The organism is Pseudomonas sp. G3-39 (assembly GCF_054790485.1).
The window spans coordinates 184,668-200,153 of sequence record NZ_CP186497.1 but is presented as its reverse complement, the minus strand read 5'-3'; the positions used below and the strand labels follow the sequence as shown (position 1 = coordinate 200,153).

Here is a 15,486-nt window from a genome sequence, read left to right as displayed (position 1 = left end):
GTTGGCCACAGGCGTTGGGCCGAATCGTAGCCGCGCCCTCAATAATGTGTCAATTTCAAGAATCGTCTTTAAATAGGTAAAAATCGTCTAAGAATCGTAGATTTTGCGATAGCGCATTGCTCGGAAATGCGCTCAACCAGTGAATCCAGTGCGATTACGCGCAACCGTCGAGACCGCATTGCGCGGCGGATTGCCCCGGCTCAACCGCGACCACCGCTTGCCCCAACCAGTCGGCGAAAGCCTGAGGATTGCCAAGCCATGGGCTGATGTCGATCAAGGTGAACTGCCCGTCCTGCTCCAGCGCCAATGTCGGAAAACCTTGGCCACCCAGTTGCGCCAAGAGTGCGCGGCTGGCCTTTACATGCGCTGTCGTATCAGCGGACTTAAACGCAGCCGCGAAGATGTCACGGGTGTAGCCCAACTCACGGGCGAGTTCGAAAAGTACGGATTCATCGGCAATCCGCCGTCCTTCCACGTAATGCGCCGTCTGCAAACGTCCGAGCATCTGCAAACCGCGACCGTCGATGGACTCTGCCGCCATCACCGCCGCAATCGGCGGCGTCGAATCGAAAACCGCCGAGTGATCACGCAGCAGACCCTCGAAATACGCTTCGCCAAAGGGTTGTCCGGTGTATTCGGCAATGCGCCGATCGTGGGGCATGACGTAATCGCGCAATTGCGGCGAAACTTGCTGGCGATTCGCACCGCTCATCATTCCGCCCGCATGGACAACGACCGGCAACACTTGCTGCGCCGCTTGCACCAGCGGTTTGGCGCCGTAGCACCAGCCGCACAATGGATCGTAAATGTAGTGAAGGATCATGGGAGAACTCCGGCAACAAAGTAGAAATATTCGATGCCGGCAGACTATTCCTACGCGTGTTGGGGAAAAACGCCGGAATGGCTCTCAGACTGTTTCGAGAATCGGTCGAATGGATCGACCGGTCAGGATGTATCGAAATCGACATAAATTGAAACAATCTGACAGGGGAACTTCTCAGGAATAAATTACGGGAGCAAATGCAAAGCATTACCATTTGCGCGTTTGAATTTCCTCACCCTTTCGGATGCGCTTTTCCATGCCTGCCCCGTTCCGCCTCACGCCTGTCACCCTTGGATTGTCTGCCTTTCTGTCCAGCGGTTTTGCTTACTCCGCCACCGCACTGCCCGCCACCGCGATCAGCGCCGAAGAACAAGCCGAGGACCCGCGCGTCAAGATCAGCAACACCGCGACTCGCACCTCCACCCCGGTGCGTTACGTGCCGCAGGCCATCGACTCGATCAAGACCGCGAACGTCGCCGACTACGGCACCAATGACATCGGTGATGCCCTGAGCGGGATTCCCAACGTCAGCAGCAGCGCCGACACGCGCTTCGACAGTCTGCGTATCCGCGGCTTCGACGCCAGCAACGACTTCTATCTGGACGGCATCCGCGACGACAGCCAGTACAAGCGTGACCTGCACAACATCGAGCGGGTCGAAGTGCTCAAAGGTCCGGCGGCGGTACTTTACGGCCGTGGCAGCCAGGGCGGGATCGTCAACCGCGTGAGCAAGCTGCCCGAGTTCGGTCGTCGTTCGACCATCGAGGCCCAGGGCGGCAGCGACGATCTGCGCAGCCTGTACGCCGACCTCAGCACCGACCACAGCGAAAACCTCAGCCTGCGCCTGAACATGGGCAACATGGATGAAAACAGCTTCCGCGACGGCGTCAGCGGCAACCGCCAGCTGTTCGCGCCGTCGATGAGCTGGCAACTGACCCCAGACTTGAACTGGCTGGTGCAATACGAATACAGCCGCTACAACCGCACACCGGATCGCGGCATTCCCGGTGTGAATGGCCGCCCGGCGGATGTCGGTCGCGACACCACCTACGGTAACGATCACGATTTCATCGACGACAAGGCGCAGTCCCTGCGCTCGAAACTCACCTACGAGATCAACGACAACTGGCAGCTGCGCCAGACCCTCGGCGTGTTCAAGCTCGACAGCGATTTCGACAACACCTACCTGACCAGCTTCGATCCGAAAACCAACAAGGTCGCGCGCCAGCACTGGCAGCAGGATCTGACCACCCGCAACGTCTACAACAACCTCGAACTGGAAGGTGGTTTCGATACCTTTGGCCTTGAGCATCGCCTGTTGACCGGCGTCGAGATCGGCAGCCAGCGCCGCGATCCGAAGTTGTACAACGCCGCGACTGGCAAGACCCCAGGCGCACAACCGGTGCCATCGCTCGACCTGTTCAACCCCAACCGCGAGCTCCGTCACACCGGCAGCATGCAGGTGTTCAGCGACAGCCACACCGAAGTCGAAAGCCGCGCGGTCTACGTGCAGGATCAGTTGCGTCTGAACGATCAATGGCAACTTCTGGCCGGCTTGCGCTACGACACGTTCGATATCGAGTCGACCAACCAGCTCAAGAACCTCACTGAGGATCGTGACAGCCACAGCACCAGCCCGCGCTTCGGGATTGTCTGGACGCCACTGCAGGATCATTCGTTCTATGCCTCGTGGTCGAAGACCTTCTCGCCCGTTGGCGGCGGCCTGATCGGCATCACCCCGGGGGCTGCCGGCAATAGCAACGACTTGAGTCCGGAGCTGACCAAACAGAAAGAAATCGGCGTGAAAAGCGACTGGCTGGATGATCGCTTGAGCACCACGCTGGCGGTCTACGACCTGGAACTCTACAACCGCCGCACCAGCGACCCGAACGATCCGACCCTGACCGTCATGACCGGTCTTCAGCGCTCACGGGGTGTGGAGCTGACCGCCACCGGCAAACTGGTCGGCAACTGGTACATGCGCGGTGGCGTCGGCGTGCAGGACACCACCATCGAGAAGGACAACAACGGCCTGGAAGGCAAACGCGTCAACAACGTGGCCAAACACAACGGCAGCCTGTTCCTGACCTGGAAACCGGAGATGGGCTGGTACGGCGAAACCGGTCTGACCCTGGTCGGCCAGCGTTATGCCGACAACGCCAACACCACCGTGCTGCCGGGCTACGGCCGCTGGGATGCGCTGGTCGGCTACCGTTTCAAGGACTGGGACTTGCGCGCGGCACTGAACAACATCACCGACCGCGAGTATTACGCCTCGGCCACCAGCCAATATCAGATCCAGCCAGGCGCACCGCGCAGCGTGGTGATGACCGGTACTTACAGCTTCTGATTTCACACAAATCCTGTGGGAGGGGGCTTGCTCCCGAAGGCGTCGTGTCAGGCAACACCATCGTCACTGACTGATTGCATTCGGGAGCAAGCCCCCTCCCACAGGTTCAATGTTCGCAATGGTTTCCATCGTGCATAAAAAAGCGCCACCATCCCGGCAGCGCTTTTACCAATCCTTGTTGTTGTTCTTATCCTTCCATTACAGCCCATAACGCTTCCAGTTCGGCCTCGCTGAAAAGGCCAGCGGGGTAGCGCTCGATCATCATCCGGCGCGGATCAGGTTCCCTGATCTGACGCGTTCCATTGGACTTCAAAAAGTGCGCGACAATCTGGAGCGATTCGCCGTTGACGGCCATGGGATGCAAAGTCCGCTCGCTGACTACGTTCACTTCGGCGTTCATTTCAGCGCTCTCTCCCCGTTCGTGAGCGGCTACGTTATCCAAGGTATATGACAGAACTGTTGAAGTTCCCCCCTCTCCCTAGTGCACTTTGTCCGATACAAGAGCTATGCCAAGGTTTCCGATTTGTCGACAGGCGGATACAAACAAGCCCGCGGTCCAACAGGGCCGCGGGCTTGTTTGAATGTGTAGCAAGCTAATCTTTGCCTGGCCGATTTATGAATCAACTCAAGCTGTTACGTCTCAACTCACTCTTTGTGCGGGGCTGGCTGTTGTTGGGTAAGGCAGTGGATATTGCCGCCGCCCAGTAACAGTTCACGGCCCGGCACCATCACCACTTCGTGTTGCGGGAACAGCTTCTGCAGGATTTCCCGCGCAGGCGCGTCCATCGGATCGTCGAAGCTCGGCGCGATGATGCCACCGTTGACGATCAGGAAGTTCACGTAGGAACCGGCCAGGCGCACGGAAGGGTTGCGCTCCTGCGTACCGTCGACCGGATCGACACCGGCGCACTCCTCTTCGGTCGCGTACAGCGGCCCCGGAATCGGCATCTTGTGCACCGTGAACGGGCGCCCCTTGGCGTCGGTGCTGCTTTGCAGCACGTTCATCGCCGCCTGGCAGCGCGGGTAGTTCGGATCCTGCGGATCGTCGGTCCACGCCAGCAGCACTTCGCCCGGGCGCACGTAGCAGCAGAAGTTATCCACATGACCGTCGGTTTCGTCGTTGAACAGACCATCCGGCAGCCAGATGATCTTATCCACAGACAGATTGTCGCGCAGCACCGCTTCGATCTCTTCGCGGCCCAGGTGCGGGTTGCGGTTGTGATTGAGCAGGCACTCTTCAGTAGTGATCAGCGTGCCTTCGCCGTCGACGTGAATCGAACCGCCTTCAAGCACAAAACCTTCGGTGCGATAACGCGGGCTGCGCTCGATTTCGAGAATCTTGCCACCGACCTGCGAATCACGGTTCCACGGCGAATACAGACCGCCTTCAAAACCACCCCATGAGTTGAAGTCCCAGTTCACACCGCGCACTTCGCCGCTGTTGTTGATGACGAACGTCGGGCCGGTATCACGTACCCAGGCATCATCGCTGGACATCTCGACCACGCGGATATTCGGCACGTCGAGACGTGCGCGTGCGTTCTCGTACTGGCCGGCCGACACGGCAACGGTAACCGGTTCGAAACGGGCGATGGCCTTGGCCACTCCAACATGCGCGGCCTGCGCCGGCTTGCCACCCAGGCGCCAGTTGTCCGGGCGCTCTGGCCAGATCATCCAGGTCTGGGTCTGCGGCGCCCACTCGGCCGGCATGTAGAAGCCATCGTCACGCGGGGTACTTTTCAAAGTGGTCATCGGATCAGGACTCCTGGGAACCGTCGAAGGGTTGCAAAGCAATGGCGACTTTATAACCGATAAATATCGTATTTTAAATGCTTTAAAATGACGCTCGTCTAAAAAAAACAGTTAAATACCGATACAAATCGAATTAGCACTGAACCCATGTGGGAGCGGGCTTGCTCGCGAAGGCGGCACATCCGTCGATATCAACTTTGAATGAAGAACCGTATTCGCGAGCAAGCCCGCTCCCACAAAAGCAGCGTTTACAGACCTTCTTCGAGCACGCGATCCAGCATGTCGACAAAGAAGTCGACGCTGCGGCGCGAGGTGACCATCGGCGGTTTGATCTTGAGAATGTTCAGGTCATCCCCGGTCGGTTGCATGAAGATCCCCAGCTCGCGCAGGCGATCGCACAACAACGTGGTCTCCTCGGTGGCCGGCTCCAGCGTCTCGCGGTTGCGGATCAGCTCTACCCCCAGATAGAACCCGGAACCATGCACCGCGCCCACCAGCGGGTGTTTATCGATCAACGCCTCCAGCCGCGTCTTGAAATGCCCGCCAACCACCTGGGCGTTTTCCCAGAGCTTTTCTTCTTCCATCACATCCAGCACCGCCATGCCGATCTGGCAGCTCACCGGACTGCCGCCGGCCGACGAGAAGAAATAGCCTTCGGCCTCCAGCGCTTCGGCGATTTCCCGACGCGTAATGACGGCGCCCAGCGGCTGGCCGTTGCCCATGCCCTTGGCCATGGTGATGATGTCCGGCACCACGCCTTGCTCTTCGAAGCCCCAGAAAAAGTGACCCATGCGCCCGTAACCGACCTGGACTTCGTCGGCGATGCACACCCCGCCCTGGGCCCGCACCAATGCGTAAACCTGCTTCAGGTAACCGGGCGGCAGGGAAATCCCGCCGGCGTTGCCGTACACCGGTTCACAGATGAAACCGGCCAATTGGCGCTCCTGCGCGGCGATATGCGCCAGTTGCGCTTCGACGCTGCGCACATAGTCCGGCGCCGAATCGAGGCCGCGAAACTCGCCACGGTAGGTATTCGGCGCGGTCACCGGGTGCACCCAGTCCGGGCGGCTTTCCAGCGCGCGCGGGTTGTCGGCAACCGAGGTCGACACCGCATCGGCCCCGACCGTCCAGCCGTGATAAGCCTCCAGCACGCTGAGCATGTCGCGCCCGCCGCTGTAGGCCCACGCCAGACGGATCGCCAGGTCGTTGGCCTCGCTGCCACTGTTGACCAGAAACACCCGATCCATGCCTTCCGGCGCCAGCTTCAGCAAGCGTTCGGAGAACTGCGCCACGGCTGCATAGTTGAAGCGCGAGTTGGTGTTGAGCAGCGACCACTGTCGCGCCGCCACCTGAGCCATGCGCGGATGACCATGGCCGAGCACTGCAACGTTGTTGAGCATGTCGAGATAGGAACGGCCCTGCATGTCGATCAGGTGATTGCGCCAGCCACGCTCGATGCGCGGCGGGTCGACGTAATAATGTTTTTGCGTGCGGGCGAAACTGGCGTCGCGTCGTTCGAGCAAGGTTTTGGCGTCCAGCTCCGGCTCGGCATCGCAGGACAGCCCCAGCAGTGCTGCCGGCGACGGGCACAACGCCTGCCACGCCGCAGCGCGCGCAGGACTGCAGAACAATGGCGCATCCAGCGATGCAACGCGGCTCAACTGCACCTTCAATGGGCCATCGACCGTACCCAGCACCTGACCTTTGACCAGCGCCGCGCCGCTGTGCAGCGAGGCGTACACGCCCCACAGGCGCACGCTGAGCTGCGGTCCGTCGAGTTGCAGCACTCCCTCCGCCGCGTGATGCAGCACACCGGCAAACGGCGCTTCCACCGCCGAGCCCTGCGGCACGCGCAACTCAACGTGCAGCGGGAACGTCTCCGGTTCGACGGCACTGTCTACTCGCGTCTGCGACAAGCGATATTGCCCGTAACGACTGGCAGCCAGGCCATGCGCGGCCGCGGCTTCAGTGAGCAGTCGTTGATCGATACCCTCCTGCTCCCAGTTGCCCGCCTCGAAATGCGGACTCAGGACGCCAAGGTCGATCAACGCAAATTCGCGCCCGACCAGCTCCGGCAGCAGCGGTGCGAAGCCTTCACTGCCGATGGCTGGAAGAGACTGGCCGACAGACGTGAGGATCGCCGCCTCCATCAATGCCAGCGGCACCGAAGTCGCCACGTGGAAAATTTCCCATTCGTGACCAAGGTTGTCACGGCTGTAAGTGTTGCCCGGATCGATGCTGACCTGTTGCTCGCCACTGAGCACCAGCACCGCCGCCCGCGCCACGATCAACGGCCACAACGCCAGCAATTCCTCATGTTGCAGTGGATTGACCGCGTGATAGGCCTGCACCGCCGGCAGAATCACAAACGGATCACCGCCGGCATGGTGCAGCAGCGCCGCGCACGTCACCGACAGATCGGTGATGCGCCAGGTGCGCACCAGATCACCGAAGTCGATCACGCCCTGCAATTGCCAATGACGCTTGGCATCGCGTTGCCAGACAGCGTTATCGTCGGTGATGTCCATGTGGATCGCCTGCACCGGCAGCTTGTCCTGCAACGGCTGCAAGCGCAGCTCAGCCTGTTCGGCGGCTTGCGCGATCAAGGCGCGCTGGCGCTCATCCCGAATCACCGGCAGCAGGTGGCTGATCAGCGCACTGGCGTGGCGCGCGTCCCATTGCAGCGTGCGCTGAAGGCCCGGGTGATCGAAGCCGGCCAGTGCCAGATCCATCTCGCCACACAACTGACCGAATCCAGCCACCACGTCATGGCCCAAATGCTCAAGATGAGTCAGCGACTGACCCTCGATGTAGTCCAGCAACCGCACGTGCACCGGCTCGCCGTCGGTTTCCAGCGATAGCAGATCCTCACCATTACTGGCCGGGATCACTCTGGGCACGTGCACCGACGAGTGCTCGGCAAGGTACTTGAGGCCTGCATGCTGAGCCTGCAACTCCACAAGTGCATAGTCGCCGCGGCAGATTTTCAGGACAAAGCGCCCACGCTCACTGTCGACCCGATAATTCAGGTCCTGCTGACTGCCCAGCGCCTGTAGCGTGCCGCTGAGCCCGTAATGCTCGGCCAACCACTGCCGTGCCTGCGCTTCAGAAACCTGCGGGCTGGGCAAACTGGCGCGATGAATCAACGTGGCGAGCGGCATGGGACGACCCCTGAGATTTTATCAGGTGCCTATATCGCCATTGCTGCAGTGGATGCGCAACCCCCGACCGGAGATATTCAAGCGCTCGCATCCGCCGGCACTTTGCGCAAGAATGTCGGCCATTCACCCCTATCTGGAAAAACCTCATGAATGTAATCACCACCGATCTGCCCGGTGTTCTGATCATCGAACCCAAGGTATTTGGTGACGAGCGCGGCTTCTTCTACGAGAGTTTCAATGCCAAGGCGTTCCAGGATGCAACCGGTCTGGACACTCAATTCGTTCAGGACAACCATTCGCGCTCGCAGAAAGGCGTGCTGCGCGGCCTGCATTACCAGCTGCAAAATACCCAGGGCAAACTGGTTCGGGTGACCGCCGGTGAAGTGCTCGATGTAGCCGTGGACATCCGTCGCAGCTCGCCGCACTTCGGCAAGTGGGTTGCCGTGCGACTGTCGGCTGAAAACCACCGTCAACTGTGGGTTCCGGAAGGCTTTGCCCATGGTTTCGTGGTGCTGAGCGAGTTCGCCGAATTCCTCTACAAGACCACCAACTACTACGATCCATCGTCCGAACGCAGCATTCGCTGGGACGACCCGGCTCTGGGCATCGACTGGCAACTGGACGAAGTGCCGAAGCTGTCGGCCAAGGATCAGGTCGGCGCCTTGCTCAAGGACGCTGACGTCTTCGCCTGAGCCTAGGCATAATGCGCCTGTTCACTCAGGCGCATCCGGCTCATGAAACCTACCCTTCCCCGCAGACCCCGCTGGCGCAGCCTCGCCCTGCTGGCGCTGTGCCTGGCGCCGCTGCTGTGGCCGCTGGAGCATCTGGCCGAGCGCTATTACCGCAGTGAACTGGCCGGACAAAACCGCCAGACCCTCGACCTCTACGTCGCCAACCTGCTGGGCACCCTGCACCGTTATGAAGTGTTGCCGCAGATTCTCGGCGACCTGCCGGCCCTGCGCGCCGTGCTCGGGGCGCCGGACGACGGCGTCACCCAGGGCAATGCCAACCGCCTGCTGAAAAACATTGCCGCACAAACTGGCGCCGAAGTCATGTACCTGATGGACACCAGCGGCCAGACCCTGGCGGCGTCGAACTGGGACAAACATGACAGCTTTGTCGGGCGCAATTTCGCTTTCCGTCCGTATTTCAGCGAAGCCATGGCTGGGCGTCTCGGACGCTTTTTCGGCCTCGGCACCACGTCGGCCAAACGCGGTTATTTCTTCGCCGCGGCGGTGCGCAACGGCGAAAAAATCATCGGCGTGCTGGTGATCAAAGTCGACCTCGATCACACCGAAAGCCTGTGGGGCAAAACCCCGGAACAACTGTTGGTGACCGACCACAACGGCGTGGTGATTCTCACCTCGCGCCCGGAGTGGCGCTTTCGCTCGACCCGTATCTTGAGCGACACCGAGCGCTCGGCAATCACCGCCATCCTGCCTTATCCGACCCGCGAGCCACGTCCGCTGAACCTCAGCGACAGCGCCTGGCTGACCCAAACCGTCGATATCGCCGAAACCGGCTGGAGCGTCAGTATTCTTGCCCCGCGCACGCTGATCGATCGTCCGGTGCGCACCGTGGTCGCAATCGGCGGCGCCACGCTGTTGGTGGTGATGCTGTTGCTGGGGCTGATGATGCAGCGCCGTCGGCATTATCTGGAACGCATCGCCTTCGAGGCCAAGGCCCGGCGTGAACTGGAAGGTCGGGTGGCCGAGCGGACCAGCGATCTGGAAGGCCTCAACCGCCGACTCAAGCAGGAAGTGCTGGAGCGCGAACAGGCCCAGCAGGAACTGGTGCGCGCTCAGGACGATCTGGTCCAGGCCGGCAAACTCTCGGCGCTAGGCACGATGTCGGCGAGTATCAGCCACGAACTCAATCAGCCGCTGGCGGCGATTCGCAGTTACGCGGAAAACGCCGAAGTACTGCTCGATCATCAACGCACCGACGATGCTCGCGGCAACCTCAAACTGATCAGCGAACTGACCGGGCGCATGGCCTCGATCATCGCCCACCTGCGTGCCTTCGCCCGCCGCGACCGCCATGCCCCGGAAAGCGTGGCCCTGCAACCGGCGCTGGACGATGCGCTGGCATTGCTGGCCAAACGGCGCCGCAGCATGGAAGTCGAACTGATCCGCGACCTGCCCGCCGCCACGCTGTGGGTCGAGGCCGGGGAAACCCGTTTGCGTCAGGTGCTCGGCAATCTGCTGGCCAACGCCCTCGATGCGCTGACCGAAAAAGGCCCGCCGCGCAAACTGTGGCTGAGTGCCGAATCCACGGCCGAGGGCGTCAATCTGTACATTCGCGACAACGGCCCGGGCTTTTGCATGGAAGCCCTCGGCCGCGCCAGCGAGCCCTTCTACACCACCAAGACCCGCACTCAGGGCCTTGGCCTGGGGCTGGCCATCTGTGAAACCCTGATGCGCGCCTTCGGCGGTGAACTGTCGTTCGCCAACCACAAGCAAGGTGGCGCCTTGATCACCCTGCGGCTGCGCGCCGGTGCGCCCGGGGTCAGCCTGCAACCGTCCGAGGATCGAAGTGCATGACCATCGACAATCGCATTCAGGTGGTGTTGATCGACGACGATCCGCACCTGCGTCAGGCCCTCGGCCAGACCCTGGACCTGGCCGGGCTGAAAATCCTTCCGCTGTCCGAAGCCAAAGGTCTGGCCAGGCAACTGGAGCGTGACTGGCCCGGCGTGGTGGTCAGCGACATCCGCATGCCGGGCATGGACGGCCTGGAGCTATTAAGCGAATTGCACGCTCAGGATCCGGAGCTGCCGGTGCTGCTGATCACCGGCCACGGCGACGTGCCGTTGGCGGTGCAGGCGATGCGTGCCGGCGCCTATGACTTTCTGGAAAAACCGTTCGCCAGCGACGCGCTGCTCGACAGCGTGCGCCGCGCCCTGGCCCTGCGCCGGCTGGTGCTGGACAACCGCAGCCTGCGCCTGGCCCTGAGCGATCGCAACGAACTGAGCGCACGCCTGGTCGGCCACTCGGCGCCAATGTTGCGCCTGCGCGAGCAGATCGGCGCGCTGGCGGCGACCAAGGCCGACGTGCTGATCCTCGGTGAAACCGGCGCCGGTAAAGAGGTCGTGGCCCGTGCGCTGCACGATTTGTCGAGCCGGCGCAACGGCCCGTTCGTGGCGATCAACGCCGGGGCACTGGCCGAATCGGTGGTCGAAAGCGAGCTGTTCGGGCATGAGCCGGGCGCGTTCACCGGCGCGCAGAAACGCCGGATCGGCAAGTTCGAATTCGCCAACGGCGGCACGCTGTTCCTCGATGAAATCGAAAGCATGAGCATGGACGTGCAGGTAAAACTGCTGCGCATGCTGCAAGAGCGCGTGGTCGAACGTCTGGGCGGCAATCAGTTGATCCCGCTGGACATCCGCGTCATCGCCGCGACCAAGGAAGACCTGCGTCAGGCTGCCGATCAAGGGCGTTTTCGCGCCGACTTGTACTATCGATTGAACGTTGCACCGCTGCGCATTCCGCCACTGCGCGAACGCGGCGAAGATGCGCTGGTGCTGTTCCAGCATTACGCCGACGAAGCCAGCGCCCGACATGGCTTGCCACCGCATGAACTGCAGCCGGCCCAACGCGCCTTGCTGTTGCGCCACACCTGGCCGGGCAATGTGCGCGAACTGCAGAACGCTGCCGAGCGCTTCGCCCTCGGTCTGGAACTGGCGCTGGATAACAGTGGAAACGAAGGCGGCGGCACCAGCGTGGAAGTCATCAGTGGTGGCCTGAGCGAGCAAGTGGAAAACTTCGAGAAGTCGTTGATTGCCGCCGAGCTGGCGCGCTCGCACAGTTCGGTGCGCAGCCTCGCCGAAGCCCTGGGTATTCCGCGCAAGACCCTGCACGACAAACTGCGCAAGCACGGCTTGAATTTCGCCGACAGTAACGCCCATGGAGACGAAGCCGAATGAGCCGCGACAGTCACTATCTGGAATCGGTGCTGCATCACGACATTCCCCTGACCCGCGAGATGGGCCTCAAGGTCCTCGCCTGGCACGAGCAGCAGTTGAGCCTGCACTTGCCGCTGGAGCCGAACGTCAATCACAAAAGCACCATGTTCGGCGGCAGTCTCTACTGCGGCGCGGTGCTGGCGGGTTGGGGCTGGCTGCATCTGCGCCTGAAAGAAGAAGGCATCGAAGACGGGCACATCGTGATTCAGGAAGGACAGATCAGCTATCCGCTGCCCGTGACCGGTGATGCCACAGCGATTTGTCCGCCACCGGAAGCGGCGGTCTGGAAGAAGTTTCTGGCGATGTATCAGCGTTATGGACGCGCACGGTTGACGCTCAATACGCGAATCGTCAACGCCGGCAGTGATGAGAATGCAGTGACGTTCAGCGGGCAATACGTTCTGCACCGCTGAGTCTTCGTGATGCAGCGATCATTTGTGGCGAGGGGATTTATCCCCGATCGACTGCGCAGCAGTCGCAATTCATGTCGTACGTAGAGTGGGGCCGCTACGCGGCCCATCGGGGATAAATCCCCTCACTACAATGCGATGTGCAGGACTCAGGAGCGAGCCAGCTCCAACAGTCTTGAACGCCACGCCGCCTTTGCCGGCAACGCCAGAAAGAACTCATTGAGCAGCGATTCCCGCGCCGGATAACAGAACGCTTCGCCCTGCAGATCCAACACTTCGCCGCCAGCACCTTCGAGCACGCCCTGCGCCGCCGCGGTGTCCCACTGCGAAGTTGGCGCCAATCGCGGATAACAATCCGCCGCCCCTTCAGCCAACAGACAAAACTTCAACGAACTGCCGATGTTTGCCAGTTGCAACTCGCCCAGGCTGGCGCTCAGACCGGCAAGCAGCCGCTCTTGCTCCGGACTCGAGTGCCGACGGCTCGCCACCACGGTGAACGCTTCACCGGGCGCGAGCACCTCACGCACCTCAATCGCCACCGGCGAACCACCTTTGTCCCCACGCCACGCGCCGAGACCGGCTCCGCCGACATAGAACCGGCCATTGGTCGGCATCGTCACCACGCCAAACACCACCCGCCCGTTTTCGATCAGGGCGATGTTCACGGTAAATTCTTCACTGCCGCTGATGAACTCCTTGGTGCCATCCAGCGGATCCACCAGCCACCAGCGCTGCCACCCGGCGCGCACGCTCTGCGGAATGTTGGCGTCTTCCTCGGACAGAATCGGAATACTGGAGTCCAGCGCGGTCAGCCCGGCGACGATGACATGGTGCGCGGCCATGTCCGCTGCGGTCACCGGTGAATCATCGGACTTGGCGGTGACCTCCACGCCAGAGCGCCAGAACGGCAGAATCGCCTCGCCAGCCTGCAACGCCAGCTCAACCACCGGCGCCATCAACGGATGGGAAAACTTCATCGACATCTCACTCATGACTGAAAGAACCCGCGCTGCGTCAGCAGATCACGCGCCAGATACAGCGCCGCCAGGGCACGGCCTTCGGTAAATTGCGGGTTCTGCGCCAGCGCCGCCAGTTCACGCAGGTTGACCTTGTCGACGCGCATCGGCTCCGGCTCGTCGCCCTCCAGACGCTCCTCGTACAAATCGGTGGCCAACACCACCTGGATCTTCTGGCTCATGTAACCGGGCGACAGCGACAACTCGGTCAGATGTTCCAGCTGGCGCGCGCCGAAACCGGCCTCCTCCTTGAGTTCGCGCTCGGCCGCTGCCAGCACATCTTCACCCGGCTCGATCAAGCCTTTGGGTAGGGACAGTTCGTACTCGTCAGTGCCGCCGCAGTATTCCTCGACTAGCACCGCGTGTTCGCTGTCGAGCATCGCCACAATCATCACCGCGCCATAACCCGCGCCTTTGCCGACCAGACGCTCGTAAGTGCGTTCCACGCCATTGGAAAAACGCAGCTTCAGTTCTTCGACGCAAAACAGACGACTGGTGGCGACAATCTCGCGGGCGAGTACAGTGGGTTTCTGGCGCATGCAAAGCTCCTTGGCGTGAACGCGCTACTATAACGCGGCTTTCCCGATTGTTTGTGTCGGATATCTTTCTACCGCTCGAGACGTTGCCATGCCTTCTTTACCGTGGTCTGACATCGATACCGTCCTGCTGGACATGGACGGTACGTTGCTGGATCTGCACTTCGACAACCATTTCTGGCTGGAACACCTGCCGCAACGCTACGCCGAACTGCACGGGGTGAGCCGGGCCATGGCCGACATGGAGTTGCAGCCGCTGTTCGAGCGCCATGCCGGGCAACTGCAGTGGTACTGCCTGGATTTCTGGAGCACCGAACTGAAGCTGTCGGTGCGTGAACTGAAACTGGAAACCGCGCACCTGATCGCACTGCGCCCGGATGCCGACACCTTTCTGCAGGCGATCAAAAAGGCCGGCAAACGGGTGATCATGATCACCAATGCGCACCGGGATTCACTGTCGCTGAAACTGGAGCGAATCGAACTGGCGCCGTATTTCGAACGGCTGATCAGCTCCCACGATTACGGTTTCCCCAAAGAGAATCCGCAGTTCTGGGATGCCTTGCAGGCGGATATCGGTTTCGATCCGGCACGCAGTCTGTTCATCGACGACACGTTGCCGATTCTGCGCAGTGCGCGGGAATTTGGTGTGACGCATTTGTTGGCGGTGAAAGAGCCGGACAGTCGCAAGGGGCCGAAGGACACGGCTGAGTTTGCGGCGGTTGAAGACTACCGCGATTTGATTCGGGGACTCTGATTCCTGTAGGAGCTGCCGAAGGCTGCGATCTTTGATTTTAAGAAGCAAGATCAAAAGATCGCAGCCTTCGGCAGCTCCTACAAGAGTTTTGAGTTACTCAGGGATACGCAGGGTTTGGCCCGGGTAGATTTTGTTTACATCCTTGAGCATTGGTTTGTTGGCCTCAAAGATCTTGTTGTACTGATTGGCGTTGCCATACACCGCGAGGGAAATCGCACTGAGGGTGTCGCCTTTTTTCACCACGACAAAACGTGCGGCAGCCACAACCGGCCCGGTCACGGTGATCTGATCATCAACACTGCCCACGCCTTCGATGTTACCCACCGCCAGCAGAATTTTTTCCTTCTCCTCCTGACTTGCAACTTCACCGGTGACCGTCACCTTGTCGCCGTCCACGGTTGCCTGAACATTCGGGTTGCCCAACCCGACCTTGCTGATATGTTCCTTCAACTGTTCGCTGGCATTGGCATTACCCGGGGTCAGCAGGTCGATCAGCTTTTCACCGGCTTCTTTCACAAAGCTCAACAGACTCATAGCGCACACTCCTTGATTGGGATTCCAGACGTCCAAGCCTAGACCACACCAGACCAACCCGGTTCCGGGCCGACCAATGACCCGGCAGCCGCTTGATCGACGCCATCTATCAATAGATCGACAGTACCGATTAGACGCGACAAGTTGCCGCGCCTAGTCTTAGCGTTGATCAATCCGTCGGTGATG

At 60.8% G+C, this 15,486-nt stretch carries 13 protein-coding genes; 6 read left to right on the top strand and 7 right to left on the bottom strand.

Going from position 1 to position 15,486, the window contains the following annotated elements:
* Nucleotides 1-154 precede the first annotated feature (154 nt).
* A complete protein-coding gene (locus tag ACOYXG_RS00815) occupies nucleotides 155-823 on the bottom strand; it encodes a DsbA family protein (protein ID WP_097086929.1) in 669 nt (222 codons plus the stop codon).
* Between the two features lie 256 nt (nucleotides 824-1,079).
* On the opposite strand from ACOYXG_RS00815, the gene ACOYXG_RS00810 reads away from it, so the two are divergent.
* A complete protein-coding gene (locus tag ACOYXG_RS00810; protein ID WP_460355339.1) occupies nucleotides 1,080-3,173 on the top strand; it encodes a TonB-dependent receptor in 2,094 nt (697 codons plus the stop codon).
* Nucleotides 3,174-3,360: 187 nt separating this feature from the next.
* Here ACOYXG_RS00810 and ACOYXG_RS00805 read toward each other — a convergent pair whose 3' ends face one another.
* The 3 genes from ACOYXG_RS00805 to ACOYXG_RS00795 form a co-directional block, all read right to left on the bottom strand.
* The gene (locus tag ACOYXG_RS00805; RefSeq protein ID WP_007961849.1) at nucleotides 3,361-3,573 is read right to left on the bottom strand and encodes a hypothetical protein; all 213 of its coding nucleotides are present in this window, start codon (nucleotides 3,571-3,573) and stop codon (nucleotides 3,361-3,363) included.
* Nucleotides 3,574-3,818: 245 nt separating this feature from the next.
* Nucleotides 3,819-4,925 carry an agmatine deiminase gene (gene aguA / locus ACOYXG_RS00800; RefSeq protein ID WP_097086926.1) on the bottom strand — a complete coding sequence of 369 codons (1,107 nt, stop codon included), beginning with the start codon at nucleotides 4,923-4,925 and terminating at the stop codon, nucleotides 3,819-3,821.
* Between the two features lie 248 nt (nucleotides 4,926-5,173).
* Nucleotides 5,174-8,086 carry an aminotransferase gene (locus tag ACOYXG_RS00795; protein WP_460355335.1) on the bottom strand — a complete coding sequence of 971 codons (2,913 nt, stop codon included), beginning with the start codon at nucleotides 8,084-8,086 and terminating at the stop codon, nucleotides 5,174-5,176.
* 146 nt (nucleotides 8,087-8,232) lie between these two features.
* On the opposite strand from ACOYXG_RS00795, the gene rfbC reads away from it, so the two are divergent.
* The 4 genes from rfbC to ACOYXG_RS00775 are packed head-to-tail and all read left to right on the top strand — an operon-like array spanning nucleotide 8,233 to nucleotide 12,463.
* Nucleotides 8,233-8,778 (top strand): dTDP-4-dehydrorhamnose 3,5-epimerase, encoded by a 546-nt coding sequence (gene rfbC, locus ACOYXG_RS00790; protein WP_097086922.1) that lies wholly within the window; start codon nucleotides 8,233-8,235, stop codon nucleotides 8,776-8,778.
* Nucleotides 8,779-8,820: 42 nt separating this feature from the next.
* Nucleotides 8,821-10,629 (top strand): sensor histidine kinase, encoded by a 1,809-nt coding sequence (locus ACOYXG_RS00785; RefSeq protein WP_027611227.1) that lies wholly within the window; start codon nucleotides 8,821-8,823, stop codon nucleotides 10,627-10,629.
* Nucleotides 10,626-12,011 carry a sigma-54-dependent transcriptional regulator gene (locus ACOYXG_RS00780; RefSeq protein WP_460355331.1) on the top strand — a complete coding sequence of 462 codons (1,386 nt, stop codon included), beginning with the start codon at nucleotides 10,626-10,628 and terminating at the stop codon, nucleotides 12,009-12,011. The genes ACOYXG_RS00785 and ACOYXG_RS00780 overlap by 4 nt, the downstream gene beginning before the upstream one ends.
* The gene (locus tag ACOYXG_RS00775) at nucleotides 12,008-12,463 is read left to right on the top strand and encodes a YiiD C-terminal domain-containing protein (RefSeq protein WP_285373147.1); all 456 of its coding nucleotides are present in this window, start codon (nucleotides 12,008-12,010) and stop codon (nucleotides 12,461-12,463) included. The genes ACOYXG_RS00780 and ACOYXG_RS00775 overlap by 4 nt, the downstream gene beginning before the upstream one ends.
* A gap of 146 nt (nucleotides 12,464-12,609) precedes the next feature.
* On the opposite strand, the gene cysQ is transcribed toward ACOYXG_RS00775, so the two are convergent.
* Nucleotides 12,610-13,443, bottom strand: a complete 834-nt coding sequence (gene cysQ / locus ACOYXG_RS00770) for a 3'(2'),5'-bisphosphate nucleotidase CysQ (RefSeq protein WP_097086917.1) — start codon at nucleotides 13,441-13,443, stop codon at nucleotides 12,610-12,612.
* Nucleotides 13,444-13,448: 5 nt separating this feature from the next.
* Complete coding sequence (nudE, locus tag ACOYXG_RS00765) at nucleotides 13,449-14,015, bottom strand: ADP compounds hydrolase NudE (RefSeq protein WP_047600934.1); 567 nt, start codon at nucleotides 14,013-14,015, stop codon at nucleotides 13,449-13,451.
* An 88-nt stretch (nucleotides 14,016-14,103) separates the two neighbouring features.
* Here nudE and yrfG point away from each other — a divergent pair, with 88 nt between their 5' ends.
* Nucleotides 14,104-14,766: a GMP/IMP nucleotidase gene (gene yrfG, locus ACOYXG_RS00760; protein WP_095137928.1), complete on the top strand. Its 663-nt coding sequence runs from the start codon at nucleotides 14,104-14,106 to the stop codon at nucleotides 14,764-14,766.
* A 93-nt stretch (nucleotides 14,767-14,859) separates the two neighbouring features.
* On the opposite strand, the gene lysM is transcribed toward yrfG, so the two are convergent.
* A complete protein-coding gene (lysM, locus tag ACOYXG_RS00755; protein ID WP_027611221.1) occupies nucleotides 14,860-15,300 on the bottom strand; it encodes a peptidoglycan-binding protein LysM in 441 nt (146 codons plus the stop codon).
* Nucleotides 15,301-15,486: the final 186 nt, after the last annotated feature.

Bases quoted from the DNA above. Each gene is read 5' to 3' on its own strand.
- ACOYXG_RS00815 (WP_097086929.1), bottom strand. From the start codon at position 823: ATGATCCTTCACTACATTTACGATCCATTGTGCGGCTGGTGCTACGGC.
- rfbC (WP_097086922.1), top strand. From the start codon at position 8,233: ATGAATGTAATCACCACCGATCTGCCCGGTGTTCTGATCATCGAACCC.
- ACOYXG_RS00775 (WP_285373147.1), top strand. From the start codon at position 12,008: ATGAGCCGCGACAGTCACTATCTGGAATCGGTGCTGCATCACGACATT.
- ACOYXG_RS00795 (WP_460355335.1), bottom strand. From the start codon at position 8,086: ATGCCGCTCGCCACGTTGATTCATCGCGCCAGTTTGCCCAGCCCGCAG.
- ACOYXG_RS00785 (WP_027611227.1), top strand. From the start codon at position 8,821: ATGAAACCTACCCTTCCCCGCAGACCCCGCTGGCGCAGCCTCGCCCTG.
- nudE (WP_047600934.1), bottom strand. From the start codon at position 14,015: ATGCGCCAGAAACCCACTGTACTCGCCCGCGAGATTGTCGCCACCAGT.
- ACOYXG_RS00780 (WP_460355331.1), top strand. From the start codon at position 10,626: ATGACCATCGACAATCGCATTCAGGTGGTGTTGATCGACGACGATCCG.
- ACOYXG_RS00805 (WP_007961849.1), bottom strand. From the start codon at position 3,573: ATGAACGCCGAAGTGAACGTAGTCAGCGAGCGGACTTTGCATCCCATG.
- cysQ (WP_097086917.1), bottom strand. From the start codon at position 13,443: ATGTCGATGAAGTTTTCCCATCCGTTGATGGCGCCGGTGGTTGAGCTG.
- yrfG (WP_095137928.1), top strand. From the start codon at position 14,104: ATGCCTTCTTTACCGTGGTCTGACATCGATACCGTCCTGCTGGACATG.
- ACOYXG_RS00810 (WP_460355339.1), top strand. From the start codon at position 1,080: ATGCCTGCCCCGTTCCGCCTCACGCCTGTCACCCTTGGATTGTCTGCC.
- lysM (WP_027611221.1), bottom strand. From the start codon at position 15,300: ATGAGTCTGTTGAGCTTTGTGAAAGAAGCCGGTGAAAAGCTGATCGAC.
- aguA (WP_097086926.1), bottom strand. From the start codon at position 4,925: ATGACCACTTTGAAAAGTACCCCGCGTGACGATGGCTTCTACATGCCG.